This window comes from Mucilaginibacter sp. P25 (assembly GCF_050859465.1).
In the GTDB taxonomy this organism is placed as follows: Bacteria; Bacteroidota; Bacteroidia; order Sphingobacteriales; family Sphingobacteriaceae; genus Mucilaginibacter; species Mucilaginibacter gossypii.
The window spans coordinates 6,278,655-6,304,168 of the sequence record NZ_CP193937.1; the positions used below are offsets into that span (position 1 = coordinate 6,278,655).

General features: G+C 37.5%; 28 protein-coding genes and 1 pseudogene. 27 read left to right on the forward strand and 2 right to left on the reverse strand.

Annotation, left to right across the window (positions count from 1 at the left end; translation table 11 throughout):
• The first annotated feature begins 4 nt into the window (after positions 1 to 4).
• The 11 genes from ACRQ5D_RS31650 (at position 5) to ACRQ5D_RS31700 (ending at position 7,680) form a co-directional block, all read left to right on the forward strand.
• Positions 5 to 685 (forward strand): hypothetical protein, encoded by a 681-nt coding sequence (locus ACRQ5D_RS31650; RefSeq protein WP_091207733.1) that lies wholly within the window; start codon positions 5 to 7, stop codon positions 683 to 685.
• The gene (locus ACRQ5D_RS31655; RefSeq protein ID WP_091207735.1) at positions 682 to 1,413 is read left to right on the forward strand and encodes a ZIP family metal transporter; all 732 of its coding nucleotides are present in this window, start codon (positions 682 to 684) and stop codon (positions 1,411 to 1,413) included. Before ACRQ5D_RS31650 ends, ACRQ5D_RS31655 begins: the two co-directional genes overlap by 4 nt.
• 6 nt (positions 1,414 to 1,419) lie before the next feature.
• Positions 1,420 to 1,599: a hypothetical protein gene (locus tag ACRQ5D_RS31660; RefSeq protein WP_091207738.1), complete on the forward strand. Its 180-nt coding sequence runs from the start codon at positions 1,420 to 1,422 to the stop codon at positions 1,597 to 1,599.
• The gene (locus ACRQ5D_RS31665) at positions 1,575 to 2,210 is read left to right on the forward strand and encodes a hypothetical protein (protein WP_143065075.1); all 636 of its coding nucleotides are present in this window, start codon (positions 1,575 to 1,577) and stop codon (positions 2,208 to 2,210) included. Before ACRQ5D_RS31660 ends, ACRQ5D_RS31665 begins: the two co-directional genes overlap by 25 nt.
• Entirely contained in the window at positions 2,207 to 3,553 is a 1,347-nt protein-coding gene (gene rseP / locus ACRQ5D_RS31670) for an RIP metalloprotease RseP (protein WP_091207743.1), read from the forward strand. Before ACRQ5D_RS31665 ends, rseP begins: the two co-directional genes overlap by 4 nt.
• Entirely contained in the window at positions 3,550 to 3,993 is a 444-nt protein-coding gene (locus ACRQ5D_RS31675; RefSeq protein ID WP_432327772.1) for a hypothetical protein, read from the forward strand. Before rseP ends, ACRQ5D_RS31675 begins: the two co-directional genes overlap by 4 nt.
• A 281-nt stretch (positions 3,994 to 4,274) precedes the next feature.
• Entirely contained in the window at positions 4,275 to 4,772 is a 498-nt protein-coding gene (locus tag ACRQ5D_RS31680; protein ID WP_432327773.1) for a hypothetical protein, read from the forward strand.
• A gap of 11 nt (positions 4,773 to 4,783) precedes the next feature.
• Entirely contained in the window at positions 4,784 to 5,449 is a 666-nt protein-coding gene (locus ACRQ5D_RS31685) for a hypothetical protein (RefSeq protein ID WP_091207752.1), read from the forward strand.
• Positions 5,449 to 6,138, forward strand: a complete 690-nt coding sequence (locus ACRQ5D_RS31690; RefSeq protein WP_167667796.1) for a DUF1345 domain-containing protein — start codon at positions 5,449 to 5,451, stop codon at positions 6,136 to 6,138. The genes ACRQ5D_RS31685 and ACRQ5D_RS31690 overlap by 1 nt, the downstream gene beginning before the upstream one ends.
• 20 nt (positions 6,139 to 6,158) lie before the next feature.
• Entirely contained in the window at positions 6,159 to 6,746 is a 588-nt protein-coding gene (locus ACRQ5D_RS31695; protein WP_208864631.1) for a D-sedoheptulose 7-phosphate isomerase, read from the forward strand.
• A gap of 79 nt (positions 6,747 to 6,825) precedes the next feature.
• On the forward strand, positions 6,826 to 7,680 hold the full coding sequence (locus ACRQ5D_RS31700; protein ID WP_243487254.1) for a bestrophin family protein: 855 nt from the start codon (positions 6,826 to 6,828) through the stop codon (positions 7,678 to 7,680).
• 335 nt (positions 7,681 to 8,015) lie between these two features.
• Here the strand turns inward: ACRQ5D_RS31700 and ACRQ5D_RS31705 are convergent, their stop codons facing one another.
• Complete coding sequence (locus ACRQ5D_RS31705; protein WP_091207758.1) at positions 8,016 to 8,969, reverse strand: hypothetical protein; 954 nt, start codon at positions 8,967 to 8,969, stop codon at positions 8,016 to 8,018.
• Between the two features lie 541 nt (positions 8,970 to 9,510).
• Between ACRQ5D_RS31705 and ACRQ5D_RS31710 the strand changes: the two genes are divergently transcribed.
• The 15 genes and pseudogenes from ACRQ5D_RS31710 (at position 9,511) to ACRQ5D_RS31780 (ending at position 23,978) form a co-directional block, all read left to right on the forward strand.
• The gene (locus tag ACRQ5D_RS31710; protein ID WP_091163335.1) at positions 9,511 to 10,767 is read left to right on the forward strand and encodes a site-specific integrase; all 1,257 of its coding nucleotides are present in this window, start codon (positions 9,511 to 9,513) and stop codon (positions 10,765 to 10,767) included.
• A 504-nt stretch (positions 10,768 to 11,271) separates the two neighbouring features.
• Positions 11,272 to 11,439: pseudogene (locus tag ACRQ5D_RS31715) on the forward strand (helix-turn-helix domain-containing protein); the annotation flags it as partial.
• Between the two features lie 142 nt (positions 11,440 to 11,581).
• Entirely contained in the window at positions 11,582 to 11,878 is a 297-nt protein-coding gene (locus ACRQ5D_RS31720; protein WP_432329929.1) for a plasmid mobilization protein, read from the forward strand.
• Entirely contained in the window at positions 11,875 to 13,071 is a 1,197-nt protein-coding gene (locus tag ACRQ5D_RS31725) for a relaxase/mobilization nuclease domain-containing protein (RefSeq protein WP_091163332.1), read from the forward strand. The genes ACRQ5D_RS31720 and ACRQ5D_RS31725 overlap by 4 nt, the downstream gene beginning before the upstream one ends.
• A 371-nt stretch (positions 13,072 to 13,442) precedes the next feature.
• A complete protein-coding gene (locus tag ACRQ5D_RS31730) occupies positions 13,443 to 14,831 on the forward strand; it encodes an SNF2-related protein (RefSeq protein WP_432327776.1) in 1,389 nt (462 codons plus the stop codon).
• A gap of 307 nt (positions 14,832 to 15,138) precedes the next feature.
• Entirely contained in the window at positions 15,139 to 16,296 is a 1,158-nt protein-coding gene (locus tag ACRQ5D_RS31735) for a C-terminal helicase domain-containing protein (protein WP_431198734.1), read from the forward strand.
• Positions 16,297 to 16,601: 305 nt separating this feature from the next.
• Complete coding sequence (locus ACRQ5D_RS31740) at positions 16,602 to 16,733, forward strand: hypothetical protein (protein WP_431198736.1); 132 nt, start codon at positions 16,602 to 16,604, stop codon at positions 16,731 to 16,733.
• Positions 16,726 to 17,145, forward strand: coding sequence for a hypothetical protein (locus tag ACRQ5D_RS31745; protein ID WP_431198737.1), 420 nt, complete (start codon positions 16,726 to 16,728; stop codon positions 17,143 to 17,145). Before ACRQ5D_RS31740 ends, ACRQ5D_RS31745 begins: the two co-directional genes overlap by 8 nt.
• Positions 17,146 to 17,575: 430 nt before the next feature.
• Complete coding sequence (locus ACRQ5D_RS31750) at positions 17,576 to 18,403, forward strand: hypothetical protein (protein WP_431198738.1); 828 nt, start codon at positions 17,576 to 17,578, stop codon at positions 18,401 to 18,403.
• Positions 18,372 to 19,823, forward strand: coding sequence for an Eco57I restriction-modification methylase domain-containing protein (locus ACRQ5D_RS31755; RefSeq protein ID WP_432327779.1), 1,452 nt, complete (start codon positions 18,372 to 18,374; stop codon positions 19,821 to 19,823). The genes ACRQ5D_RS31750 and ACRQ5D_RS31755 overlap by 32 nt, the downstream gene beginning before the upstream one ends.
• Positions 19,820 to 20,140: a hypothetical protein gene (locus tag ACRQ5D_RS31760; RefSeq protein ID WP_432327780.1), complete on the forward strand. Its 321-nt coding sequence runs from the start codon at positions 19,820 to 19,822 to the stop codon at positions 20,138 to 20,140. Before ACRQ5D_RS31755 ends, ACRQ5D_RS31760 begins: the two co-directional genes overlap by 4 nt.
• On the forward strand, positions 20,140 to 20,409 hold the full coding sequence (locus tag ACRQ5D_RS31765; RefSeq protein ID WP_431198740.1) for an AAA family ATPase: 270 nt from the start codon (positions 20,140 to 20,142) through the stop codon (positions 20,407 to 20,409). The genes ACRQ5D_RS31760 and ACRQ5D_RS31765 overlap by 1 nt, the downstream gene beginning before the upstream one ends.
• Before the next feature lie 115 nt (positions 20,410 to 20,524).
• Positions 20,525 to 21,769, forward strand: a complete 1,245-nt coding sequence (locus ACRQ5D_RS31770; RefSeq protein ID WP_431198741.1) for a hypothetical protein — start codon at positions 20,525 to 20,527, stop codon at positions 21,767 to 21,769.
• Positions 21,770 to 22,457: 688 nt separating this feature from the next.
• Positions 22,458 to 22,646: a hypothetical protein gene (locus tag ACRQ5D_RS31775; RefSeq protein WP_431198742.1), complete on the forward strand. Its 189-nt coding sequence runs from the start codon at positions 22,458 to 22,460 to the stop codon at positions 22,644 to 22,646.
• A 318-nt stretch (positions 22,647 to 22,964) separates the two neighbouring features.
• Positions 22,965 to 23,978 carry a virulence RhuM family protein gene (locus tag ACRQ5D_RS31780; RefSeq protein ID WP_091174486.1) on the forward strand — a complete coding sequence of 338 codons (1,014 nt, stop codon included), beginning with the start codon at positions 22,965 to 22,967 and terminating at the stop codon, positions 23,976 to 23,978.
• A gap of 9 nt (positions 23,979 to 23,987) precedes the next feature.
• Here the strand turns inward: ACRQ5D_RS31780 and ACRQ5D_RS31785 are convergent, their stop codons facing one another.
• Positions 23,988 to 24,680 (reverse strand): hypothetical protein, encoded by a 693-nt coding sequence (locus tag ACRQ5D_RS31785; RefSeq protein ID WP_091174143.1) that lies wholly within the window; start codon positions 24,678 to 24,680, stop codon positions 23,988 to 23,990.
• A gap of 413 nt (positions 24,681 to 25,093) precedes the next feature.
• On the opposite strand from ACRQ5D_RS31785, the gene ACRQ5D_RS31790 reads away from it, so the two are divergent.
• The gene (locus tag ACRQ5D_RS31790) at positions 25,094 to 25,513 is read left to right on the forward strand and encodes a hypothetical protein (protein WP_432327783.1); all 420 of its coding nucleotides are present in this window, start codon (positions 25,094 to 25,096) and stop codon (positions 25,511 to 25,513) included.
• The last annotated feature ends 1 nt before the right edge of the window (position 25,514 follow it).

Sequence of the window (25,514 nt, forward strand, 5' to 3'; positions counted from 1 at the left end):
GCAAATGAAGTTCAGTAAATATGATTCAAAAACATTTCAGATCGTTTGCTGGGCTACTATCGCAGCAATGAGCTGTTTTCTGATCGCTGTAATTTTTACGGTTTTTCATGTAAACCTTGGCGCAGTAAATGGCTGGTTGGAAACAACAGTACAGTATGTCAGATGGCAGCAGGTTCGGAGCATGGCACCTCATTTAATTAATGTCCCCTACTGGATTCCGTATTGGTGCGCAATTATTCTCATGTTCCTCTACAAAGAACGCGTGCGATTTATGTTTTGGCTGAACAGGTTTTCCATGTTTGGATTGTTGCTTACGGCTGTTTTGCTTTTGTTTAACCAGGCTATGCGTTGGTTCTGGCCAGAATTATGCGGCAGGTCACTGAACTTTGCCCATCCCAAACCCTATGAAAGTTGTCAAATTCTCTTTGTTACCGGGTCGGTCGTAACAGGTATGTGCCTGTTGGCCTATTTCTGTTTGCGCAAACGGCATTGGATGGTAAAAGTGATGCTGACCCTATGCAGCCTCGGACTTAACCTGGCCGCGTTAATGGAAAGGAAATTTTTCCCATTACAATTATTAATTGCTTTAGCAATTGCCGCTGGAGCAGCGGGTATTACCTATGTGCGGATCAGCCTGGCCAGTGAAGAACAGTTTCCGGAACTATATAAGTATATAAAATTATGAGCCAATTAGAAAAAGAGATCCTGTTTACCTTAATCCCAGTTGTTCTGCTAATCGCTGGGGGAATCCTGGGCATCTTCCGCACAGCCAGCAGTGCCTTTAAAAGTATGACGTTACATTTCGCGGCAGGTGTAGTTTTCTCGGTCGTAGCTGTAGAGTTGCTGCCGGATATGATCAAGATCCATGACCCGTTGCTGATCGTGGTTGGTTTCGTATTTGGTATTGCATCAATGCTGATCGTCAAGCAGGTAACTGAAAAAATGGAAGAAAAAGCGGCTAACAAAGATAAGACGGGCAAATTGCCATGGGCGGCACTTAGCGCTATCGGTATCGACTTGCTCATCGATGGGATCTTACTGGGTATCGGCTTTGCTGCCGGCCAAAAGGAAGGTACTTTGCTGGCATTCGCGCTGGCGCTGGAATGTTTTTCATTGGGTATTGCAGTCATTACCACCATTCAATCATCCGCAGTAAGCAGGGGTAAAATGTACCAGGTATTGATAGGCCTTGGAATTGTGTTTTTGATTGGCGCGGTAGCTGGCTTATTCCTGTTGCACAATGCTCCCGATAAGGTAATGGAATTTATCCTTTCGTTCGGAGCGGCGGCACTGATGTACCTGGTGACCGAGGAACTTTTAGTCGAGGCACATGAGGAAAAGGATTCGCCTTTTTATACGGCATTGTTCTTTGGAGGCTTCCTGATATTTCTAATTCTGGGCATAATATTATAAAAACTAATGGAACAAGATCAATCGAAAAACATGCAAACGCCACTGAAAGACCTGGAGCCTGAAGTAAAATCTAAAGCACTGGAGATTGAGGCGAATTTGAAAGAAAGCGACATCCCGGAAGGAAGTACCAGGGAGAAGGAGGCCGTTAAACAGGCCCAACAATGGTTTTTAGATTTGGAGGGGTAAATATGGATTTTCCGTTTAAAGTAACCCAGGATGCGGGTACATACCAATTCCTGCATATTAAAGTCAACCCGGATAACCGGGCTATAACGGATAGTAACCTGCAATTGCAGGTTTACCTGACGCTGGCGCGCAGACTTTCACTGGGGCTGAACTGCTATGCCCTGGTTCCTTATTCACCAATCATTGTTGAGTTATGGCCCCAATCTGTCAAGGTGAGTTACCGGTACCGGTTATTGGTAGATGATTTCAATGGAATGGGTATCGACCGAGGGTTTCAACCGGTTAATAATAACACACCTGAAATGGCCCTTGTTGCCCTCAAAGATCTGAAGACCCTCCGTAGTATTTCGGAAGATAGCTTGGGTGAGTATGCCTCCGAGGTATCCATCTTCCTGTTACACCCGGGACGCTTATTAGCGCTTACTAACCTGTTACGGGCAGAGGTGGCACCTTTCATGCCGCGATTCCTTCAAAATAATGAATTATTCATCCATTTAACCTGCGGTAAGGCACAAGGATATTACGATGGAATTTTGATCCGGTCGTTAACCGATGTGAGCCAGCAAATTAATGGAGCAATTCAATTAACACAAACTGGCGATCTCCTATGAACATCCTGATCATGATCACGCAATTTCTGGCTGGGCTGAGCCTGCTCGTCTTCATCCACGAGCTGGGGCATTTTCTTGCGGCCAGAGCTTTCGGTATCAGGATCAAAAAGTTTTACCTTTTCTTCGATGCTTTCGATAAGCGATTGTATCGATACAATTATAAGGGAACGGAGTTTGGTATAGGCTGGCTGCCTGTTGGCGGCTACGTTCGGATGGCCGGAAGTCTTACAGCCGTGGATGAGGATGAGGCCGATGAAGATGCGGAGGTTCCACAAGGTCAGCGGTATGGAGATAAACCAGTTTGGCAGCGCCTGATCGTTATGTCTGCCGGTATCGCAATGAACCTCTGTCTGGCGCTGATTATTTACTGCGGGATTTTTCTTTATTATGGCCGGAACCAGGTCACTGCTATTGGCCGGGATTTAATCATACTTCCTGGTGAGTTAGGGTTACAGGCCGGTTTACAGCCAGGCGATGAAGTTACATCGATCAATGCCGACTCTTCTCTATATGAAGACGAGTTGCTGAGTACTCACCTGATGCGGGGTAATACTGTTTTATCCATTGTCCGTCATCAGGGCAAGGAAAAAATACACATGCACGTTGCCGTCTCGCCAAAGATCATGCAGCTTGTCGCAGATAAAGGGTTAACTCAATTTTTTTCGATAAAAGCAGGATTTCAGGTAGATTCTATTTACACGAACATCGATCTGCGCCACAATCAGACTTTTAAAAAATCGCATATCGTCGCTCTTAATGGGGATTACGTACAATCATATAATGATTTTATCATTCGATTAAAGGAGAATAAACAGCGACAGCTTTATCTGACGGTTATTCATGACGGCAAAACCAGTACTATGCTGGCCCATCAGGAGAAAGACGGCCATATCGGCTTTAGCGTGGATAACAAACTGCCTCTGGTTAAACCCCAAAGGATTACATTAAGTCAATCCCTCTCCGCAGGGACTAATAAAGTTTGGAACACCATATCTGAAAACTCCAGCGGATTAAGCCAACTGGTATCAGGTGAGGTAAAAGCCAACGAAGGACTTGTAGGACCCGTACGTATCGCCACACTTTTCAGCGGAAATTTTGAACCCAAAAGGTTTTGGGAGCTTGTAGCACTTCTTTCCACTGCGCTTGCACTGTTCAATGTAATTCCGCTACCACCGATGGACGGCGGGATCTTGTTATTACTCATTTACGAGGGATTTACCCGTAAACCTGTCAGCCGGACATTTTGGGCCTTTTTCTCCCTCAGCGGATTAGTGATAATCCTTTTATTATCCGGCTATGTACTTTTTAATGACATCCGCACACTAAACACAATGCATCCATGAATGAACTCATCAAAAAAACTGAAGAATATATAATCAATCTTTTAGGACAAAAGCTGGCTGTCGGCATGGTCTATCATAATCTCGATCATACCCAGCTGATGGTAGCTGCAGTAAATGACCTATGCACCGAAATGCACCTCAATGAATGGGAACAGGAAATATTAATGGTTTCGGCCTGGTTTCATGATAGCGGATATTGTTATACCTATCAGGGGCATGAAGCAATTAGCATGACAATTGCCGGTGATTTTCTGCGGAGTATGGGCAAAAAGATTTGTTCATTAACCCGGTTAATGAATGTATACGGGCCACACAGATGCCACAAGAGCCTAAAACCCATTTCCAGGCGATTATGTGTGATGCAGACATGCGTCATCTGGCACTCCCTGATTTTGCGATTCATTCTGAACGCCTCCGAATGGAATGGGCGAATGTATTAGATAAAGAATATAGCAATTCGGATTGGGTTCGTCAAAATCTGCAATTCTTGAGCGATCATACCTATTTTACCGCTCACGCGAAGAAGCATTGGGAACCTGTAAAACAAAGGAATATCAGTCAATTAAAATCATGGCTTACAGACCAGGTACAAAACGACTTTTCCGATGGAGATCAATCAAATTAAATCAAGCAACGTTTGCCAAACTGTATTAATGTTCCTCCTCATTGTGTTTTTAGGAGTCCATCCTTTGCTGGCGCAACCCCTAACGTCCAAAAAGCATTGCCGGACTACCTGACACAAATTCAGCGAACAGCAGATTCGGTGCTGAAATTTTCACCCAACAACGCACGTAGCTACTACATTAAAATCACCCGATCCATTTATGACCGGGCTTTAAAGATTACGATGACGGAATCGGCAATACAGAGCGGTACAGGAAATTCAGGATTTACGCGAGCTATGGTTCAATTACAATACCAGCTTCGGGCGGATCTTTTTCCTTCGTCCTGCAAACAAACTGCCACCCCAATACCCGATTTGTTTCAGCGGACCGTTGATGCTGCAATGCGAAATTTTAGTAGGTATCAGCAACCCAAAGGTTTGGATCGGGAAAGATTGTACCTGTGGGTGATGATTCAGGTATTTGAAAACTTGAATCAGATCAATGCCGGTTTTTTGCAGGTAGGTCTCTCAACTAAAGAAAAAGACCAGGTATGGCAGCGTCTAAAGATGCAGCAGCAAATGATCGTACAGTTGAAATCAAAATATGAAAGATAATACCACCGTCAATGGTAACACATACGTTTAGAGCTCAGGCAGATCCCCGGAACCCCATAGCCAGGCTATGGGGCGGGGTAAGCCCATTTATTTTGCTCGTGTTCCTTGGCTTTTCTTTAAATGCCCAGGCGCAAGCCAATGATCATACAAAATATCCCGCAAAACATCAATCAGTAGATACTTTACGGGAAGAACGTTTCCGTATTTCCTATGCTTTAAATGCATTTCCGGTTAGAACAACAATGAAGTCTGACGGCCGCCTATCGTGGATTAATTACGGCTTGCAGTTCGGCGTTTCTGTGCGGTTACACCGGGAATGTTTTTTGCAAGCAGAAGCTGCAAAGAATTTTGGGACGAATAATACCTATTATAGGCAGTACGGTCTGCATTTAGCCTATGATATTCATAACAAGCGAGCGCCTGATGCATTGATTTTAACACCATACCTGGGTGTCAATTTCTTCAGATTCCATCAGCCTGCTAAAGCATTAAAAGGAAGCTCTAATTACCTGATTGGCGGTTTGAATTATAACCTGTCATTAAGCAACCGCTTATCCCTTTATGCTTCTACCGGCCTTAGTGATCTTAAATTGCGAGGAGACCAATTATTATACCCTACCAATCTTTCAGCGGCCATCGGGATGACGATTAAATTATTACCACATCAATTAAAATAATGACCAAACCAATAAAATTAAATATTACCCGGCTCGATGCCCACCATAAATTATATGTAGCGCTGACTTTGGCAGCAATATGCTGGATTGCTGTTCGTGGGGCAGTATCCATCTCGAACCAGTACTTATTAACCTGGCTGACATATTCGCTGGTATCACTGACACTTTCTGCGTTGACGATCTTTAAAGTTCACCCGTCTACCATGCACCATGATGCACATGCCCAGGATTCGAGTAAAACCCTCGTTTTCCTATTTGCCATATTTGCATCTGTAGCGAGTTTATTTGCCATTGTATTATTATTAAAAAATGGTACAGAGAACGATCTGCGACAACTAACCTTTCATGTGCTTTTGTCATTAGCCTGCGTTGTTACTTCGTGGATATTAGTTCACACCATTTTTACTTTTCGTTATGCCCACTTTTACTACTGTGATGTAGAAGATGGTTCGGACAACAAAGCATTTAAGCCAGGAGGTTTAGAGTTTCCGAATGAGCCAAAACCTGATTATCTGGATTTTGCCTATTTCTCTTTTGTGATCGGTATGACTTTCCAGGTATCTGATGTACAAGTAACTTCCCGGCGTATTCGCCGGCTTGCCCTTTTGCACGGGTTACTGGCATTTTCCTTTAACACAATTATTGTAGCGCTGAGTATTAATGTTATCGCAGGCATTGTTCAAAAATAACCACCAAATAAAGCTTACTTATGGAAAATCACCAACACATGAAGGCCGAAATTCAGGAACACCTGGAGGCGGCTGCAACGCTAAAAGATCCTGAGTTTTTAAATAAGCTTGAAAAAGCTGCGGAATTGATTATTGAAACCATTAAGAACGGAAAAAAATTACTGCTCTTTGGTAATGGAGGTAGCGCAAGCGATGCACAACATATCGCGGCTGAATTCACGGGACGCTATGTAAAAGAGCGGCGGGGTTTACCTGCAATCGCTTTGACTACCGATACATCAGCTCTAACCGCGATAGGTAATGATTATGGTTTCCCGGCAGTTTTCTCCAGGCAAGTTGAAGCACTGGCGCAGCCCGGTGATTTAGTGATAGGAATTTCAACAAGCGGGAATAGCGAGAATGTTGTTTCTGGTTTATTAGAAGCCAAGAACCGGGGATGCCGCTTGATAGGTCTTTCGGGTGCCAACGGTGGCATGATATCCGTTGTTTGTGATATTACCTTAAATGTAAATAGCGATATTACTGCCAGGGTACAGGAGATGCATATATTGATCGGTCATCTTTTATGCAGCGCTGTTGACCGGATATTTGCTTCGGGTGAAAAATAATTATTGTTAAATTACTTTCAATTTAATTAAAACTTTAATCTACCATGCTATTAAAAAAAGAATCTCGATCACCTATTTTTTGAACCTGATCAAATATGACATCATTGCTGTTGCCGCTTATGCGATTTTGGCTGGCACCTTCGATCATTACTGGTTATTGAAAGAAGTTTCTATTCCACTGGCCGTCTCTGCCTTTGTGGGAACCTTATTATCATTGCTACTTGCATTCCGTACGTCTCAATCATATCAGTTATGGTGGGAAGCGAGAATAATATGGGGAGGTATAGTAAATGATAGCCGCACACTGATCAGGCAGGCAAAACAATTTTTTCCTAAAACCAAAGATGGTGAAGAATTGGTGGCAAAACTTGCAGAGCAACAAATATTATGGTGTTTTGCACTGACTGAAAATCTTCGGAAAGTCCCCTTTACCGGACCAGTGGCTGAATATGTAACGGTTAACCAGGTTAAAACGAATAACCTGCCAAATCATTTGCTGGATAAACATGCTGATTTGTTGGCTAATGCATCTGAAAAGTTCAACATTAATGCCAATAAGCAAGTTCAAATTGATTCGACCATAGCACGACTATGTGATGGAATGGGTAAATGTGAAAGACTTAAAAATACTGTTTTCCCGAGATCCTATAGCGTAATGATCCATTTTCTAATTTATGTGCTCATGACTTTGCTTCCATTCGGACTTGAGGATAAATCAAAATTTATAGAGATCTGTCTCACTTTTGCCATTCCAGTATTATTCATTGCCATCGAACGTACTGCGATCCTTATGCAGGACCCTTTTGAAAATAAACCGACCGATACCCCAATGACAACGTTGAGCAGAACTATTGAGGGCAATTTGCGGGAAATGATTGGAAAACCTGCTGCTCCTGTTCAACCGTCACAGCCGGAAATTTATTACATCATGTAATATAAATATTTCCTGAAATTTAATTAGAAACCATTGAATTCTACTGGAAGAACCTTGGCTTATCGTTAATGAGAAAAAAGAAAAGGAAAAGAATAAAAACTTATAATGAGTCAAAAAAATTAGGTGAGCAACATGGCCTGACCATAAGAAGGATCAAAAAGAAAAAGTCCCAAGATCCATTATGGCAAAGGATAACAGTTTGTTTTTTGGTAACTATCCTTCTGCTATTTTAATTTTAAAAATATATGGGAGTTTAAAAGCATCTTTAAGATTTCGGGACCAACTTAGAAAGTTGGATAACTTACAAAATAAATAATAGTTAAAATCACTGAATATCAATCGCAAATAGGTTTGATAGCGGTATTTGTTTGAAAGTGATCTACAGCTGCTTGCAACCGCTTGTATGTATCCCGGAGTTTCCCTGCATAATTATTAAAGACGGTAGCATATCCTTCATGGCTCGTTCGCCATTGCATATAGATTACCGAAATTACGCTGATAGCAGCCATGAGGTCATTAACCTGAGTGTCTTGTGAGGGAGCAGTTTGAAAATATTGGTTCAAAGCTGTCGTGTTCGGTGTGATCAGATTGTTATATATTAATGTAGTATTTTGAGGATTTTGAGCCGAAATCAATAGCCAAGCTGCAGCATTATCACGTAGTTGATTTTCCAGGGTTTGACGTTGTTGACTCTTAATTGTTAGTTCACTGAATAATGCAGTTGTATTTTTTGTGAGCGTCATGAATGCGGTATTCCAATCATTCATAAGGTTATTTGCCTTCGCATAGTGCTCTTGATATTTTGCTTCAATCTCGGGGCCAAGCCTGTGTAGATAATCCAGATTACTTGTTAGATAAAACAATTGTTCATTATTACTGGCCTCTTCGCCGGTACTATTATAAATAAAAGCTTTCACAAGTTGATGAATATCAATTGCTGCTAACTTATCAGTGTTCAACGACAAAAATCCAAAGGCTTCCGCAGCAAGACGTTCGGATGCAATTAGTCTTGCAGACAAGTCCGAACAAGATAAAGCAAAGGCTTCGACAGGTGCTGAGAGGTTCGGTACCCAAGTATAGAACAAGGCTTTCAATTGTCGATATTGACGCCTCCTTTCTAAGTTTAGCTTGAACCAGGTCGCAAATATTCCCAGCCCAAAAACAAACAAGGATACGCATGCGGGTATTAGGTACTTGAGCACATTATCACTTATTAATGGTTCGGAATGTGGTGGCGTTTGTATCAATAACGTCATTTGAAATTCGGTTGGTTCATCGAAGATAATCATATAACGGTAGATCCCAATTTGAATGCAAACACTTCCTTATCCTTCAAGAAAATTAATTCTTGATTTCGTATTATGGCCATTATCATCATTATATATTATGTGTTCGATAGTCGAACTTTTTATAGGTGGGAATTTAAAAATGAAAAGGATAAAACCGTATTATCAACAGATTTTATCCTTTAAAATTTAATTAGAAATTATACAGCTATTTTATTTAACAATCTGTTTTTCAATGCATTAATAAAAAACAGAATTGGTAAAAGGTGTTCGACCTGAATCCCTCCGGCTCCACTTTTACAGGTCTAAAGAAGATCAAAACGCTATAAAACCCGGTTTTATAGCGTTTTTTTTATGAATTCTCCCTCAAAAGATGTCAAAATAGCTCAACGTTCTAGAGACCTATTCGGAGACCTCGACAAGTTTCTTACCTTAGGTCTCTGGAAACACTGGAAGCTATTGTATTTCAATTTGTTATACAAAATCAACTGATTGAAATCCGCTGTGTAAAGGACTGATTTTTTAACCCTTTAGAGACCTGAAAATGACAAAATCTTTTGCCCTTTTGTTTCAGATGAAACGAACAAAGGCGTTACCCAATGGAAACGCCCCTATTTATCTTCGGATAACTATTGATAGTGAGCGAGTTGAGATCGCAACTAAGCGAAACGCCCCGCCTGATAAATGGAATAATACCGCCCAAAAAGTAATGGGCAATACAGAAGATGCCCGATCTGTCAACAGCCACCTCAAGACAATTGAGCAAAAAGCTTATGAGATTTATCGGGAAATGATCGAACGGAAAATCCCCATTACCGCACAAACCTTTAAAGATCGCATGAATGGCATTGAAGAGGAAGTTGTTTGCCGTATGTTGATCCCCATCTTTGAAGATCATAACAGGCAGGTTGAGGCGCTGGTTGGAAAAGAGTATGCACCTGCTACAGCCATTCGCTATCAGACCACGATTAAACATGTAAAAAACTTTTTAAAGTGGAAGTATAAGGTCTCTGATATTAATATTCAGGATTTAGACCATGAGTTTGTAACATCGCTGGAATTCTATCTTAGAACCGTAAGGCACTGCAATAACAACTCAGCAGTAAAGTATATCAAGAACTTAAAAAAGATAATCCATATCTGCGTGGCTAACAATTGGCTTGTACGTAGTCCTTTTATTAACTATAAGACGAAGATTAAAGAAGTAATCAGAGATTTCTTATCAAGAGAGGAGCTGGATTTGATTAGTGAAAAGCGCTTTGTTTCAGAAAGACTGAATCAAGTTCGTGATGTATTTTTATTCAGTTGTTATACCGGCCTGGCTTACGCCGATGTCAATAAATTGAAACGCTCTGAAATAAGCACCGGCATTGATAGCCAGAAGTGGATATTTACTACAAGGCAAAAAACCGACACTGCTTCCCGCATCCCTTTACTGCCCGTGGCTCTTGAACTATTGAAAAAATATGAAGATTATCCCTCATGTATTAATGAAGGGAAATTGCTGCCAGTTTTAAGCAATCAAAAAATGAATGCCTATTTAAAAGAGATAGCTGATGTATGCGGCATTCAAAAGGAATTAACGTTTCATATTGCCAGGCACACCTTCGCCACTACAGTTACGCTTGCAAACGGGGTATCTATAGAAAGCATTTCAAAAATGTTGGGACATAAGAATATTCGTACTACCCAGCATTATGCAAAAATTTTAGATAGTACAGTTAGCCGGGATATGGATATGCTAAGAGGTAAGATGGAAGAGAAAAAATCTACCGTCCTTAATAAAATCACCAATCAGTAATAGTTAATAAATTAAACAATTTGATGTTCCAAATTGGAACATCAAATTGTTTATAATGGCAAGCCCAATCTTGCTTTAAAAATTTCCAAGTCCGACTCGGATAAACTTGGAGTAAATTCCAATACCATTCGTTGATTTTTGTTAAAAAAACACCTACCTCGTACATGAGGTGTGAAGTTTTTTCAAGCAAGACTTTCACTTTTGTGCTAATACATAACAACTCGTTGTAATAAAAAAAACACATAAGTTAGGCATGAGTGGTGAATTTTATTTAAACAAAGGGTACAACTTTGTACCAAGGGTACAGCCGAAAGTTGGACTTGTCTAATACCATATATCGCAATAGGTTTAAGTTTTAACAAATAAAAACGAATATTTATTATGGCTGCAGAAATTATCACCAGAGAGGATTTGCAGGAGTTTGGAGAACGATTGATAAATCAAATGAAAGCTTTGTGAGGCGGCGGCTCAACAGAGGAGCAAAAAAAGTTTTTAAAGACCTACCAGGTTAAGAATCTTCTAAAAATCTCCGACAATACCTTGCAAAACTTACGGCAGAATGGAACTATACCATTCACTAAAATAGGTGGTATCCTTTACTACAATTACGAGGATATTATGAAAGTTTTGAGAGGGGAAGCAAAAAGCAAACGTATAAATTTCAGTAAATAAATGTGTGTTCATCTGTTAGGAGCAAGCCATGTTTTCGCTACGCTTAAACGGCTTGCTCCTTCGAGTTAAAATTGATTTTGCACTTCGTTTAAAAATCTAAGATCATGGGAAGGCCAACGTTACAGGAAGAAGAAAAAGGATCATACAAGTGAATATCCGGCTGACAAAAGATGAGAATGATACCGTCTTAAACTATGCCGAAGCATCGGGCATGACACCGGCAAACTGGATCAGGCAAAAAGCCTTTACTGGAAGATTTCCCAATATAAAGCTATCGCCAGTAAATGCAGCGCTGTACCGTGAACTGCAAAAGGTTGGTGTAAATCTCAATCAGGCAGTAAAGCAGTTACACGCGGGCAAATTATCACCGGCCTACCTTTCTATCCTTTTAGGATTGATGAAAACGCAGAAGGATATTTTAAACTGTTTAATGAAATGACAGGGGATCAGGTCAAAGGGAAGGGTTTTAGAGGAGCACTTAATTATAACCTTGAGAAAGTAAACAAGGGCGTAGCAAAGTGGCTCGACACTTCATTTGCTCAACACGACGAGCGGACAATTATGGATGAAGTAAAAATGATCCGAGTGCTAAGGCCCAATTTGGCCAAATACTTTTATCATACCTCGGTTAACTTTCCACCACATGAAAATTTGAAGGATGATCAAATGTTAACCATTGCCAAAGATTATCTGGAGGCTATGGGATTTGACCAACACCAATATGCAATATTCCGTCACTTTGATGCAGATCATCCCCACATGCACATTTTAGTTAACCGCATTGGTTATGATGGTACAGTCCTTTCCGATAGTAAAGACTACCAGCGAAGCGAACAGATAATTAGGAAGTTAGAAAAGCAATACGGATTAACTGAAGTAATCTCCAGTCGCCAGGCAAAAGAACGAGCGATGACTAAGAACGAGTTGGAAATGATGAAGCACACAGACGAACCATCTGTAAAAATGAAGTTGCAGGTCACTATAAAAAACATACTAAATCAAAAGCCAATCGCAGAGCAATTTATCAGTCAACTTAAAGCACAGGGTATTAATGCTTTATTTAATCAGGCCAGCACCGGATTTGTAAGTGGAATTTCTTACGGCTATGAAGGGATGCAATTTAAAGGCGCTCATTTAGGAAACGCTTACAAATGGCAGGCTGTTAAAAATGCTATCAATTATGAACAAGAAAGAGATCGCACAGCAATATACCAGGCAAATGTTAGGACAAGAGCCAACCAGTCTGAACGAACCGGACAATCAACCTCTACCGGAGCAACTGAGCGAACTATCGCAGATACAAAAGTTACTGCCGGAAATAGAAATGATGTACAGCAGGGCACTGGAAAACTACAGGATCAAATCGGAAAGGCAAATAGAAATAACATCAAGGCGGCTCAACCAGTTGGAGAGCACAGCGGCCAACCTATCATTTCAAATAAAAAGCATCGTGGCGAGCGCGGAGCAGATCTATCAATCCAACAATCGGGTCGGCAGCAGATGGTTAATTCGGCTATACTTGGTGGCAATCTTATCGGGAATTTGCTCGGCGTTGATAACAATGCTGGTGATATGGATCAAAATGCGGTGAATCAGTTTAAGCGGAAAAAGAGATGCCGATATAGGCCATGATAATGAAAAGTTTACTTCCAGTGTAACGATAAGACCCAATTTTTAAGGCTTATCGTTACATTAGTTGGGATAAATATACATACCAACTTTGCTACCGAAAGTTGCTGAACTACACAGCACGTTATTGCACGTGAACCATTCTATTACCGGCCTCGCCGCGTAGAGAGAAATATTTCCTGCTGCACATAATCTATCTGCTTGAGCTCAAATCATATAGCAAATCGATGCTTCATAACTATAATTTAAAATACTCATTTTTTAAAAGCTAGTTATAAAAATAAATTTTAATCGACTAGAGAGGCGGTTATAAAAATCTTATAAATTAAAACAATATGAAATTTTAGTGAGATATTGCTTTAATATTGTAGTGTATGTCATCTCATTTTTTTACTAATAACAAAGAGCGCAATCTCTTTGATAAATTCACAGGAATAATCCGTGACATGAAAGACTTATATGCCTTTCATGCCGTTATAGGATATTTTCGATCTTCAGGTTATTTCGCTTTGCAAGAGCATTTAAAAGACTTAAAAGAAATTAAAATACTTGTCGGAATAAACGTTGACCAAATGTTTGCCGAGGCTCAAAGTAAGGGACTGTTGTACTTTGGAGATGAGGTAAAAGCAAAAGATGAGTTTTTGAAGTGGTTTATTCAAGACATAAAAGAGGCAAAATATTCTTCTACCGTTGAAAATGGAATTTTGCAATTTATAAATGATATGATCGACGGTCGTATCGAAATTAGAGCTCATAAATCCAAAGCTATACATGCTAAGTTTTATTTATTTCTGCCTGAAAAACACACAGAACATTCCGATGGGTGGGTAATAATGGGGTCATCCAATTTAACAGATGCTGGTCTGGGTCTCAAAAAAGCGCCTAATTATGAACTTAATATTGCATTGAAAAACTACGATGATGTTCAGTTCACAAAATTGGAGTTTAGTAATTTGTGGGCAGAAAGCACTCAAATATTACCTGCCGACATACAATTGTGGAAACAAAAAACACATATTGGTCAATCATTCACGCCATTTGAGATTTACATCAAATTTTTGATTGAATATTTTGGAAAAAACATTGATTATGACCCAGATACTGTAGGTGATTTACCCAAATCTTTTAAGAAGCTTAGTTACCAAATAGATGCTGTGAACGAAGGCTTTCAAATGCTTAGTGAGCATAATGGTTTCTTTTTAGCAGATGTAGTAGGTTTAGGTAAAACTGTAGTTGCTGCTATGATTGCAAAGCGGTTCTTAATTGCTAACGGGTCATTATATACTAAGATTCTTGTCGTATACCCTCCTGCGCTCGAAAAGAATTGGAAAAATACTTTTAAACAATTTGGGATTGATCGCCATACTAAATTTGTTTCAAATGGCAAAATCAATAAAATAATCGAAGGTGATATAAACTATTGGGCTAAAGAAGATTATGATCTAGTACTGGTTGACGAAGCGCATAGATATCGCAATCATACATCGCAAATGTTTAGCCAATTGCAGCGGATATGTAAGGCACCTCGCAACGGCGAAGGATTACTATCCGGTGCAAGGAAAAAGGTAATGCTAATATCCGCAACCCCATTAAATAACCGGCCACAGGATTTATACTATCAGTTGTTGCTTTTCCAAGACGCAAGGCGTAGTACATTGCAGGTTACGAACCTTCAAACTTTTTCGGACCGATTATTCGCGAATATCGTGAAATTCTACAAGCTGACATTCCTGACATGGAACGAATCCGCGCGTTATATCTAACAATTAGGGAAAAAGTTATTTCACAAATAACAGTCCGGAGAACAAGAAGAGATTTGAAAAACTATCCTAAATATCTCGAAGACTTAAATGCGCAAGGAATAAGGTTTCCTGAAATCGCCGCTCCCAAGGCAAAATTATACGAATTAAATACGCGCTTGAGCAAATTATTTTATCACACGATATTTTTTTAACGGACAAAGACAAAATTAATTACAAACGCTATCAGGCTATAGGTGCATTAAATAAGGAAATTAGCGAGGGTGTCTATGACAATGCTGAATTGGTTTCTTATTCACTTGCAGCTATAATGAAAACGCTAATGATAAAACGGCTTGAAAGTAGCTTTACTGCTTTTAAATCTTCACTTAATAACCTCAAAATATCGACTGGTAGGATGATTGAGATGTTTGAAAAAGGGAAGATATTTATAGCACCTGATCTTGGTGTTAATAGTTTAATGGAAAAGGGGTTATCATTTGAACAGATTGAAACAAAAATTTTGGAAGACAGTATATCAAATCCTAAAAGCAATGTTTTTAAACCGCAAGATTTCGACGAAAATTTCATTATTGATTTAAAAAAAGATCATGATTTTTTAAGTGAGTTGGTTGAGGAATGGAAAAACATAATCGAAGATCCCAAATTAGATAAATTTGTTGTTGCTCTTAAGACCGAATTATTTAACAAGGAAATTAACCCCACAGGCAAACTTGTTGTGTTTACAGAAAGCGCCGACACGGCACATTATCTCTGTGAAAAGTTAGAAGCAATTCTAGATCAAAAAATCCTTTGTATATCCTCTGAAAACAGGAGTAAACAATTTGATACTATACAGGAAAATTTTGATGCCAATTATTTAGGAGAGCAAAAAAACACTTACAGTATAATTATCACTACTGATGTTTTAGCAGAAGGTGTAAATATGCACCGTGCCAATGTTATTGTGAATTATGATACCCCTTGGAATGCAACTAGATTAATGCAACGTATTGGACGCGTTAATAGAATTGGCAGTGTAGCCGGTGTCATCTATAATTATAACTTTTATCCTTCGCAACAGGGAGATGAGGAAATTAAACTATACAGCAAAGCTTTGGTTAAATTACAAGGATTTCACACAGCCTTTGGTGAGGATGCGCAAATTTATACGCACGAAGAGCTGTTAGAACAGTTTGAATTGTTTAAAGAAGGATTGCCTGATGATGAAGATAAACGTTTACAATATCTTCGATTTATTAGAGAGTTTAAAGACAATAATCCTAAGGAGTTCAAAAGAATTAAAGGTTTTCCATTAAAGGCAAGGACAGCAAGAGATAGCAAAGAAGCTCAAAAAGAGAATGTAATTAATTCATCTGTTGTGTTTCTAAAATCTAATTTCAAAATCGAGTTTTATAAAGTCGATGAAAAATTTAAACCAACCCCCTGTCATTTCTTGAAGCAGCAGAATTATTTCAGGCAAAAATAAATGAAACATCTTTTGAGTTACCTGAAATGCATTATAATCAAGTTCAAACAGCTTTGACTACTTTTGAGAAGGATTTTTTAGGTGTATCTACGGCAACAGTAACAACTAATGATAAAGCTGACGGAGTTCTCGTCTCAAGCTAAAAAGTTTTTGAGAGATTTTAAAAGTCTCACTAAGAGGTCAGAAGTAAAAGTTGCCTGTGAAAACTTAATTATTCTAGTGGATAAAGGTGTACATACACCATTACCTAATGAATTAAAAAAATCAGGCAACAATTAGACAAACGGCAAATTACGTATGGACAATTGGATAACCTTATATTGCTTGTTGCTAATAAATATGATGCTTACGAATCAAGTGATGAAGAAAAACCAGAAGAAATTGAAGTTAACATTTCACCTGAAGTTGTTTTAAGCGAGACATTTATTAATGGATAAAAAACAATTACAAGACATATTTTCAAAGCCATATTCAATTGAATTATGGCAAAAGGTATTGGTGGACATATTCGATGTAAAATTTTTACATCAAAATCCACTGTCTATTTTATTGCCAACGAATGATAAGGCATCTGAGGCGTTCGAATTGGGTAATTTCAATACTAAAGACGATAGAATTATTGGGATTTATCAAGTCAATATTAAACCGGGAGTTTGGCTTGAACGCAATAAAGTAGGTTTAAGGGAACTACTTAGACAAGTTTATAAATACGACGTGGACGGTGCCTTAATTGTTTTTGTTCAAGACAACAAGTGGCGTTTATCTTTTGTATCAGAAATAAGGACTCTCGATGAAGATGGAACTATAGGTGTAAAAAAACCGAACCTAAGCGATATACATATCTTTTAGGAAGAGGAGAAAAAATCAGAACCCCTGTTTTAAGGATTATTTCGTTATCGGGCAAGCCGATTGGCCTGGAAGATTTAAGAAGTGCCTTTAGCGTTGAGGCATTAAACAAGGAATTTTATGAAATTATCGCAGATAAATTTTCCAATTTAATTGGAGGCAAACGAATCCGAAATGGCAAAACGATTAATTATGAAAGGAGTCTCATTTTACCTTCAATAGGAGACGGTCCGGGTTCGCATGAAATTTACCAAGAGTTCGCAGTTCGGCTAATTGGCCGGACGGTTTTTTGCTGGTTTCTGAAAGTTAAAAAATCCAGGTTAGATATTTCCTTATTACCTGAACATTTACTTTCTAGTGAAGCTGTGAAAGAAAACCCAGGTTATTATCATTTTATCTTGGAGAAACTTTTTTTCAAACTCTAAACACTCCGATGGATTTTAGGAATGAAGACCTGCCCTTAGGTTGCGAACAAGTTCCTTTTTTAAATGGCGGTCTATTTGAACAGCAAGATGAGGACTATTATTCATTAAACAAAACGACGGGACTGTCACAAAATATCAATACACTTGTCATTCCGGACGAGTGGTTTTTTGATTTTTTTATTGAGCTAGAGAAATACAATTTTACAATCGATGAGAATTCGGTAGTTGATATTGAGGTAAGCGTTGATCCTGAAATGTTAGGAAGGATATTTGAAAACTTATTAGCAGAAATTGACCCAGATAGCGGTGATACTGCGAGGAAATCTACCGGTAGCTTTTATACACCCCGCGAAATAGTCGATTACATGACTTCGCAAAGCTTAGTATACTATATTCATGCACAAACCGATATTTCTAATGAACGATTGGAACCTCTGTTTAAACTGGATAACGGCGAAAACATACAATTTGAAAGTAATGAAAAACAGGAAATCTTAAAAGCATTAGATAGGATCAAAATATTAGATCCAGCCTGTGGTTCCGGGGCATTCCCAATAGGAATGTTGCAGAAAATAGTAATGGCGTTACAGAAACTAGACAGCAATGCAGTTTGGTGGAAAGAAAAGCAAGTAAGCCGAATCGACAATCCAGTATTAAGAAAAGTTGTTAAAGACAAATTAGAAAAAGGAAGCCCGGAATATGCAAGAAAGCTTGGCATTATTCAAAATTCATTGTATGGCGTAGATATACAACCAATTGCGGCTGAAATTTCCAAACTACGCTGTTTTTTAACATTAGTTGTTGATGAAAATATTGACGAGAACCAAACCAAATAGAGGCATTGAACCTTTACCAAATTTAGAATTCAAATTCGTTACGGCTAACAGTTTATTTATGTTACCTGACGAAGAATATTATGGTGGATTATTTAATGCCAATGAAGATTTGGATAGCCTACAGCAATTTCGTTTAGATTATTTGCAAAGCTATGGAGTAGAAAAACAGAAAATAAAAGAAAATTTTTTGCACCTTCAAACAAGTATTTTTAAACAGCAACTATCGTTTGGAGCTAAAGAAACAAGCCGAGCTTTTAAAATAAGCACATGGAATCCTTTTAACCACGAAAAAGTTGATTGGTTTGATCCTTTATGGATGTACGGAGTAAATACTTTCGACATTGTAATAGGTAACCCTCCTTATGTTAATGTAGAGAAGATAGATACCGAAACGAAGAAGTATCTGTTTCTTAAGTATAAAACTTGTAAAGGCCGTACAGATTTATATATTGCTTTTATTGAAAGGGCTTTAAAACTGTTTGCAAAAAACACAGGCCTGTTGACATTTATTATTCCCTATCCATACACAAATCAAAAATATGGAACCGACTCCAGGAAATTATTAATCGACAGTTATTCCATTTTGGAAATATTAGATACTAGTGAATATCGAGTTTTTGACGCTGCAGTAGTAAAAAATATTACTTTGTTTGTAGGTAGCGAAGTTTCTGATACTTTAACAAAAATCAAAAAAGTAAACTCACAAAAAAATTTCCTGGAAAATAAAATAACCGAAAGCTCTATAAACCAAAGTGTTTTTTTGACTTTAAAAGATTACAGGTTAGAAACTAAAGACGTTTCAACTGTATCCCTATTAAAATCTGTCATTTGGAACAAATCAATAAGTTTAGACAACATTTGCCTTATTTCTTACGGCGCGCGCATTAACCACAAAACAAACGGTGATAAAAAAGAACACTATATTTTCAAAGACTTCAAACCGGGATTAAAACCATTTACTGAGGGGAAAAATATTGAAAGATTCTCATTCTCTCAATATGGATGGCTTGATTATAAGCCCAATGAACATTATAACTCAATGTTTAAGGAACTGTTTGAAAATGAAAAAATAATGTTTATTAACATTGTTAAAGACAGATTGCGATTTGCGTTGGATACAAAGCATTTTTACAATAGCCATACAGTAATAAACTGTGTTAAGTGGGATCTTCTTGCTCAAGCGAATCATACGACAGTTAAAAGAAATATAACGCCCAAGAAGATTCAATTTGGGAAAGAATTTTCTTATAAATATTTAATTGCGATCTTAAATTCTACTTTGATTAACTGGTATTTTTTAAATTTTCTATCGGAATCACTACATTTCTATCCGGAAGATGCGAAAGGTCTCCCCATTCACTTGGCAAGTGCTCAAAGGCAACAACCATTTAATAATTTGGTTAGTTACATTATTTTTTGAAAGCATTGTCTGTACCCAACCATGTCAATGAGTATGTAGACAATCATCATCTTGTAACTATGTTTGAGGAGATTGTCGATGCATTGGTATATGAATTATATTTCGAGGATGAATTTAAAAATGCCGGGGTGGAGTTTTTTAAATACGCCGAACGAGATTTCTCGATAATAGACGGACTGGAAGATGATAATAAAATGCAGGTGATCCATGAATCTTATCAAAAATTAAGACAAAAAGAAAATGAAATCCGCAATAATTTAAAATTGATGGATACCCGTTTAAACCAACTGATCATGCCAATAAAAGCAGCAAAATAATGCAGAAAATAAGAAAACTTATATTGCAAAATTTCAAGTTCTTTCTTGGAAATCATGAATTAGATTTTGAACGAAAGAATGTTTTATTATATGGTGAAAATGGCAGTGGTAAGAGTTCAATCTATTGGGCATTATATACTTTTTTACAGAGTGTATTTAAAACAGATAACCTTGAGATAAGGAAATACTTTGACCCCAAGCATAATGAAAATTTAATAAATAGATACAGCGACAGAACATTTAGAAAGTTCAATTGCTATTATATTTGAAGATGAACATAAAGCTACTTCCAGAAGGGAGATATCCCTTTCTACCATTAATACGAAATCGGATAATTTAGTTTTAGAAACTACCCTTGGTAGTGACTTTCTTGACCATAATGTATTGTCAAGAATATACGCTTACTACCATAAAGAAGAAACTGATTTATTTGATTTTTTTCAGCATCAATTATTTTCCTTTATAAATTTTCGTGAGGAATTAATAAAACCCGGTGAATCCAAAGGAAATAAAAACGCAGAATATTGGTGGGATTATATTGCAGAGGGATTGAGCCCTCAGCCAAAAATGCACGAACAGCGCTACAAGGATTTTCAATTAACTATAAATACGTTTAATATTGAATTCGAGTATTATCTTGTTCAAATTCAACAAACGACTAATGAATATTTAGAAGAAAAATTTGAAGAGAAATTTAAAGTAAAATTCAACTATAAAAAAGCAACTTATAATGACTTTAAAGTCGGGAGCAAAGGAAGAACCTGGAAATTAAAATACCCCAAAATTATAATGTCTGTCGAGCTGATAACGACCTTAATTCCTGATGCGAATAAAAAAATTGTAAATAGTCCACAAAGCTTTTTAAACGAAGCTAAACTATCAACAATGGCGTTGGCAATACGGTTAGCAATTTTAGATGAAAAATTTGTAAAAGCGTATCCAAAAATATTGGTTTTAGATGATTTATTGATGAGCATGGATATGAGTAATCGCGAATTTGTCTTAAATGTCATAATGGAAGGTTATCTGGAAGATTATCAAATATTATTCTTCACGCATCAACGAGGGCTTTTTGAAGACGCAAGAAAATTCATTGAAACATATTATGCGCAATTAGCTAAAAAATCTGGGGAAACGGATACTTTGATTATAAAAAACAGTTGGAAAGAAAAGTGGAAGTTTTTTGAGATGTATGAGTCAGAAAACAATGCTGGCATACCTGTTCCTTTAATTACAGCCTACGAAAGCAGTCTGCAAAAAGCATTAAAATATTTTAAGAGTGAGATTGATTATAATGCTTGTGGGAATAATTTAAGAATATCAATCGAAGAGTTTTTCAGGGAGTTTATACCACATAAGTTTCTGGTGAATAATGATGGAACTCCCATCCCAAATACGGGATTGATGATTGATACGTTGTTAGTTAAAGCCAGAGAATACTTTGATAGCGTTGGCTTTAATACAAGACCCCTAGATAAACTTGAAAGGTATAGGGTACGAAGTTTAAATCCCTCTTCACACTACAATCCTCGAACGGAGTACTTTAAAAAGGAGCTGCAAGATATTTTCAGAATTATCGACGAACTAAAAAAAATCGAGCTCACCCTCTGGTTGTTAATAATCAATTAGTTAAATACAAAATTGATACACAAAGTGGAAAATCATACATTTATAAAGCTCGTCTGCTTGACAAAATTCTTCTTTACCAAAAAAGCGATGGTAGTCCAAGTTATTTTATAGACACAGACGAGAGAGGTTATGCTATGTTAGAATGTTCCGTGGACAATGTACCTACTGCTTTAAATCATGAAATAAACAAATGTTCATTACAAAAACTTTACGATGATACAGTGAAGCACATTAACAAAACGGATGTGGCTTTGATTGAAAATGACATGTATTCTTTATTTACAGATGAAATTGGTACGAGTTTGAATAATTTGAAATTATATTGATGTCTTAAATATTATTTGATAATGTGTGGATGCCAAATATTTTTCTCAAAATTAAAAAGGAACATTGCTTTTTTGTGTATTGATATAAGTGTATTAAGGAATCAAAGCGGAGCTGGAACCGTTGCCAAGTGCAGCGAATTTTGTGCGCAAATCGATCTAGATGAATTCTTTAAAGCCTTAAAAAATAACTATGCACTGTATTTAGATGAACAAACAGACTTGCTAATTGATTATTGTCGGAATGAAGATATCCAATATGGTTCAGCCAGGAAAGTACTGAACATTTTTTTAGACATATTTGTTATAATGGCTTTATTCAAAGGGAGTTTATAAATGAAGACGATTTATATTCAAATACATCTGTGCTTGCTCCACTCGAACTGCCAATTGATAGTAGGACTGCAAATTCTTTAAGCCAAGAAAAATGGACATCTATTAAAGGTTTAGACAGAGCAGTTCATCAGCAATATCAAGATTTGGCATTTACCGAAGCTCAACGACGCGGTGTCGCTCGCATACATTTAGATGTTGAATTTTGGACACCTGCCTAAATGCTGTATATGAAAACAAAGGAAGAAATTAAGAACATGGTCATTAATTTCTATTGGGGCCACCTGTCAAAATATTATGATGCAATGTATGTAGGTAATGCTATAGTTTTTATAGATCAAGTTGTTGACTATGTTTATCAAAGGCAACATCAAAGATGTTGATAATTGCATATTTTTAATTGGGGATTCCGTTGAATATTTTTGTTCTTGATTTATGTAATATCGTCCGCACTGCGAACGATATTACATATAGAAGATCCACAATTCTGCAGGTATTATTATCAGTGTCTATAATTTTTGAAATTAGTAATGTTTAAAATGAGTGAACAGCCGGAATTAAACGATATTATATTTTACAACACCCCTACCGGTGATGTTAAAATTGAAGTAATTTTTAATGATGAAACTTTTTGGTTAACCCAAAAGCGTTTATCAGAGCTTTTTGGCGTGGAAGTGCCCGCTATTAGTAAACACTTGAAAAATATTTTCGAAAGTAATGAGCTTGAAGAAGATTCAGTTGTTTCCAAAATGGAAACAACTGCCGGTGATGGTAAAAAATATCTTACTTCCTTTTACAATTTAGACGCAATCATAGCAGTCGGATACCGGGTTAATAGCTATCAGGCTACACAGTTCCGTATATGGGCAACAAAAACACTAAGGGAGTATATTGTTAAAGGCTTTGTCCTGAATGATGAGCGTTTGAAACAAGGTAAGCGTTTCGGTAAAGATTATTTTGATGAGCTTTTAGAGCGCATTCGAGAGATACGCGCCAGCGAACGACGTTTCTATCTTAAGATAACAGATATATATGAGCAATGCAGTATAGATTACAATAAGGATGCTGATATAACCCAAAAGTTTTTTAAGACGGTTCAAAACAAACTACATTTTGCTATTTCAGGTAAAACCGCTGCGCAGATCATTGCAGAACGGGCAAGTGCAGATAAGCCAAATATGGGTCTCCAGACTTTCAAAAATGCACCCAGCGGCAAAGTACTAAAAGGTGATATAGGGATAGCGAAGAACTACCTAATAGAAAAGGAGATCAAAGAATTAGAAAGAGTTGTTACTATGTACCTTGACTTTGCAGAATTACAAGCATCAAGGCAGATACCTATGAAGATGAGTGATTGGATAAGCCGCTTAGACGCGTTCCTACAATTCAACGAATATCAGATCCTGAAAGATGCTGGAAAGGTAAGCCATGAAGTAGCGATAAAATTAGCTGAAAAAGAGTACGATAAATTTAGGATTATACAGGATCAAAATTTTGAAAGTGACTTTGACAAAGAAATTAAAAGAATAAGTTCGAATAAGAAAAAGAGCTAATAAAAGATATTAAGCTACCTTTTGCTGCAATGACGGCCATATAAGTCTAATGTCTTCACAAGCGCTTTGGATTTTATTAATTGTCCATTCATTTTTAGTTGGAGCATAAATAATCCGGCTTGAAAATACGTCCAAAGTAATACAGTCTTTATAGCTGCATGTAATTTTCAATTCTTTCTCCAAATAAGACTTTATAAGACCCGCTATGCATTGCCCCTCCTGAATAGATAAAAAATGACCTTTAGCAAAAGCTAATTTAATCGCGCCTTTAGGTTGATTGGTATTTCTATCTAAAAGCAAAATTTCCGGCCGTAAACTTATTACTACACCGTTTATCGTAATTGATTTACAATCTTTATATCCTTTAATAGCTGGTATTTCAGTGTATGGCACCAATTTACTTGAAGCACAGTTTGTTAGATGAGTAAGGGCTTCTATACAAGATTTTATTTTTTCTTTTTGATGGTCATTGGCTGGTTGCTTTTGAGACAATATTTCCTTCACGCGGTTAAATATTTCAATATCTTTAACAGAAGCTGCAAAATTTTGTATAGCAGCATTTTGCACAGGAGCATACCTGCTGGTGATTATTTCGGACGGAAATTTGGCATCGAGCAATATTCTCTTCTTTCTGGCAGGGGTAGCATAAATATACTCTCCAAGCTTATTTATTGAAATACGTGGTGATTGATTAATACGCATAAAAATACATTTTACTCTAAGATAAGTCTATTTGTATAATAATCAGCCAGTTGTGGATAAATAGCAAATACTAATAAATCCTATATTCACCAACCGACATTTACTTGTTATTGACACAATGGATTAATAGTACGCAGTCATTAAATCTAACGTTAAGCCAAGATTGAGGTGTTAATTGCGGCATGTTGAATGCATTGTGGCTCGCAAAAACTTCCCAACTGATATACATTTCGGTATACAATCATATTATCCAGCAAGCATCATCTTTGATGATATTTAAATTAGCAGTTAAAATATTAACAAATAATTTTTTAAAGCTCCATTCTGTGTAAGGAATTAACGGAACGAAATGGCTACTGAATTAGCATCTTTATAAACCGGTGGTTTCAGTTATTTTAAAAACAAGTAGTGATATGGCAAAAGTGGTCAGTCTAATGATTAATACGCCTGGCAGATTTACAAAGCAGGCTGAAGCAAGGAAAGAGCGGAATCCCCACCGCGGTAAAATTGTAGAACTTACTATACGTCGTCAATCAATGGGTTTGAGCGAAATCGCACGAAAAGTCGGCGTCAGCCGGGGGACATTGTATAACTGGTTTGAAAAAGAAGACCTTGGGATGAGCAATATGATGAAGGTCGACCTTGCTATAAATCACAACTTTTTAAAAGAATTTCCTTCTGAGATCAATGAGAAAAGCCTATCAGGCTTGAAAATCCAGGGAACTAAAGCTTTATACACCGATAAAGAACAGGAGGCGATATATTACTGGATGGAAAAATATATTCGCCTGCTGGAGAGATATAACGAAACTCTAAATTGTAAAATGGATTGAA

Coding starts and splice junctions, on each gene's coding strand:
- ACRQ5D_RS31650 (WP_091207733.1), top strand. CDS start 5: ATGAAGTTCAGTAAATATGATTCAAAAACATTTCAGATCGTTTGCTGG.
- ACRQ5D_RS31655 (WP_091207735.1), top strand. CDS start 682: ATGAGCCAATTAGAAAAAGAGATCCTGTTTACCTTAATCCCAGTTGTT.
- ACRQ5D_RS31660 (WP_091207738.1), top strand. CDS start 1,420: ATGGAACAAGATCAATCGAAAAACATGCAAACGCCACTGAAAGACCTG.
- ACRQ5D_RS31665 (WP_143065075.1), top strand. CDS start 1,575: ATGGTTTTTAGATTTGGAGGGGTAAATATGGATTTTCCGTTTAAAGTA.
- rseP (WP_091207743.1), top strand. CDS start 2,207: ATGAACATCCTGATCATGATCACGCAATTTCTGGCTGGGCTGAGCCTG.
- ACRQ5D_RS31675 (WP_432327772.1), top strand. CDS start 3,550: ATGAATGAACTCATCAAAAAAACTGAAGAATATATAATCAATCTTTTA.
- ACRQ5D_RS31685 (WP_091207752.1), top strand. CDS start 4,784: ATGGTAACACATACGTTTAGAGCTCAGGCAGATCCCCGGAACCCCATA.
- ACRQ5D_RS31690 (WP_167667796.1), top strand. CDS start 5,449: ATGACCAAACCAATAAAATTAAATATTACCCGGCTCGATGCCCACCAT.
- ACRQ5D_RS31695 (WP_208864631.1), top strand. CDS start 6,159: ATGGAAAATCACCAACACATGAAGGCCGAAATTCAGGAACACCTGGAG.
- ACRQ5D_RS31705 (WP_091207758.1), bottom strand. CDS start 8,969: ATGATTATCTTCGATGAACCAACCGAATTTCAAATGACGTTATTGATA.
- ACRQ5D_RS31710 (WP_091163335.1), top strand. CDS start 9,511: ATGACAAAATCTTTTGCCCTTTTGTTTCAGATGAAACGAACAAAGGCG.
- ACRQ5D_RS31725 (WP_091163332.1), top strand. CDS start 11,875: ATGACAGGGGATCAGGTCAAAGGGAAGGGTTTTAGAGGAGCACTTAAT.
- ACRQ5D_RS31730 (WP_432327776.1), top strand. CDS start 13,443: ATGTCATCTCATTTTTTTACTAATAACAAAGAGCGCAATCTCTTTGAT.
- ACRQ5D_RS31735 (WP_431198734.1), top strand. CDS start 15,139: ATGAAAACGCTAATGATAAAACGGCTTGAAAGTAGCTTTACTGCTTTT.
- ACRQ5D_RS31745 (WP_431198737.1), top strand. CDS start 16,726: ATGGATAAAAAACAATTACAAGACATATTTTCAAAGCCATATTCAATT.
- ACRQ5D_RS31750 (WP_431198738.1), top strand. CDS start 17,576: ATGGATTTTAGGAATGAAGACCTGCCCTTAGGTTGCGAACAAGTTCCT.
- ACRQ5D_RS31755 (WP_432327779.1), top strand. CDS start 18,372: ATGAAAATATTGACGAGAACCAAACCAAATAGAGGCATTGAACCTTTA.
- ACRQ5D_RS31765 (WP_431198740.1), top strand. CDS start 20,140: ATGCAGAAAATAAGAAAACTTATATTGCAAAATTTCAAGTTCTTTCTT.
- ACRQ5D_RS31780 (WP_091174486.1), top strand. CDS start 22,965: ATGAGTGAACAGCCGGAATTAAACGATATTATATTTTACAACACCCCT.
- ACRQ5D_RS31785 (WP_091174143.1), bottom strand. CDS start 24,680: ATGCGTATTAATCAATCACCACGTATTTCAATAAATAAGCTTGGAGAG.
- ACRQ5D_RS31790 (WP_432327783.1), top strand. CDS start 25,094: ATGGCAAAAGTGGTCAGTCTAATGATTAATACGCCTGGCAGATTTACA.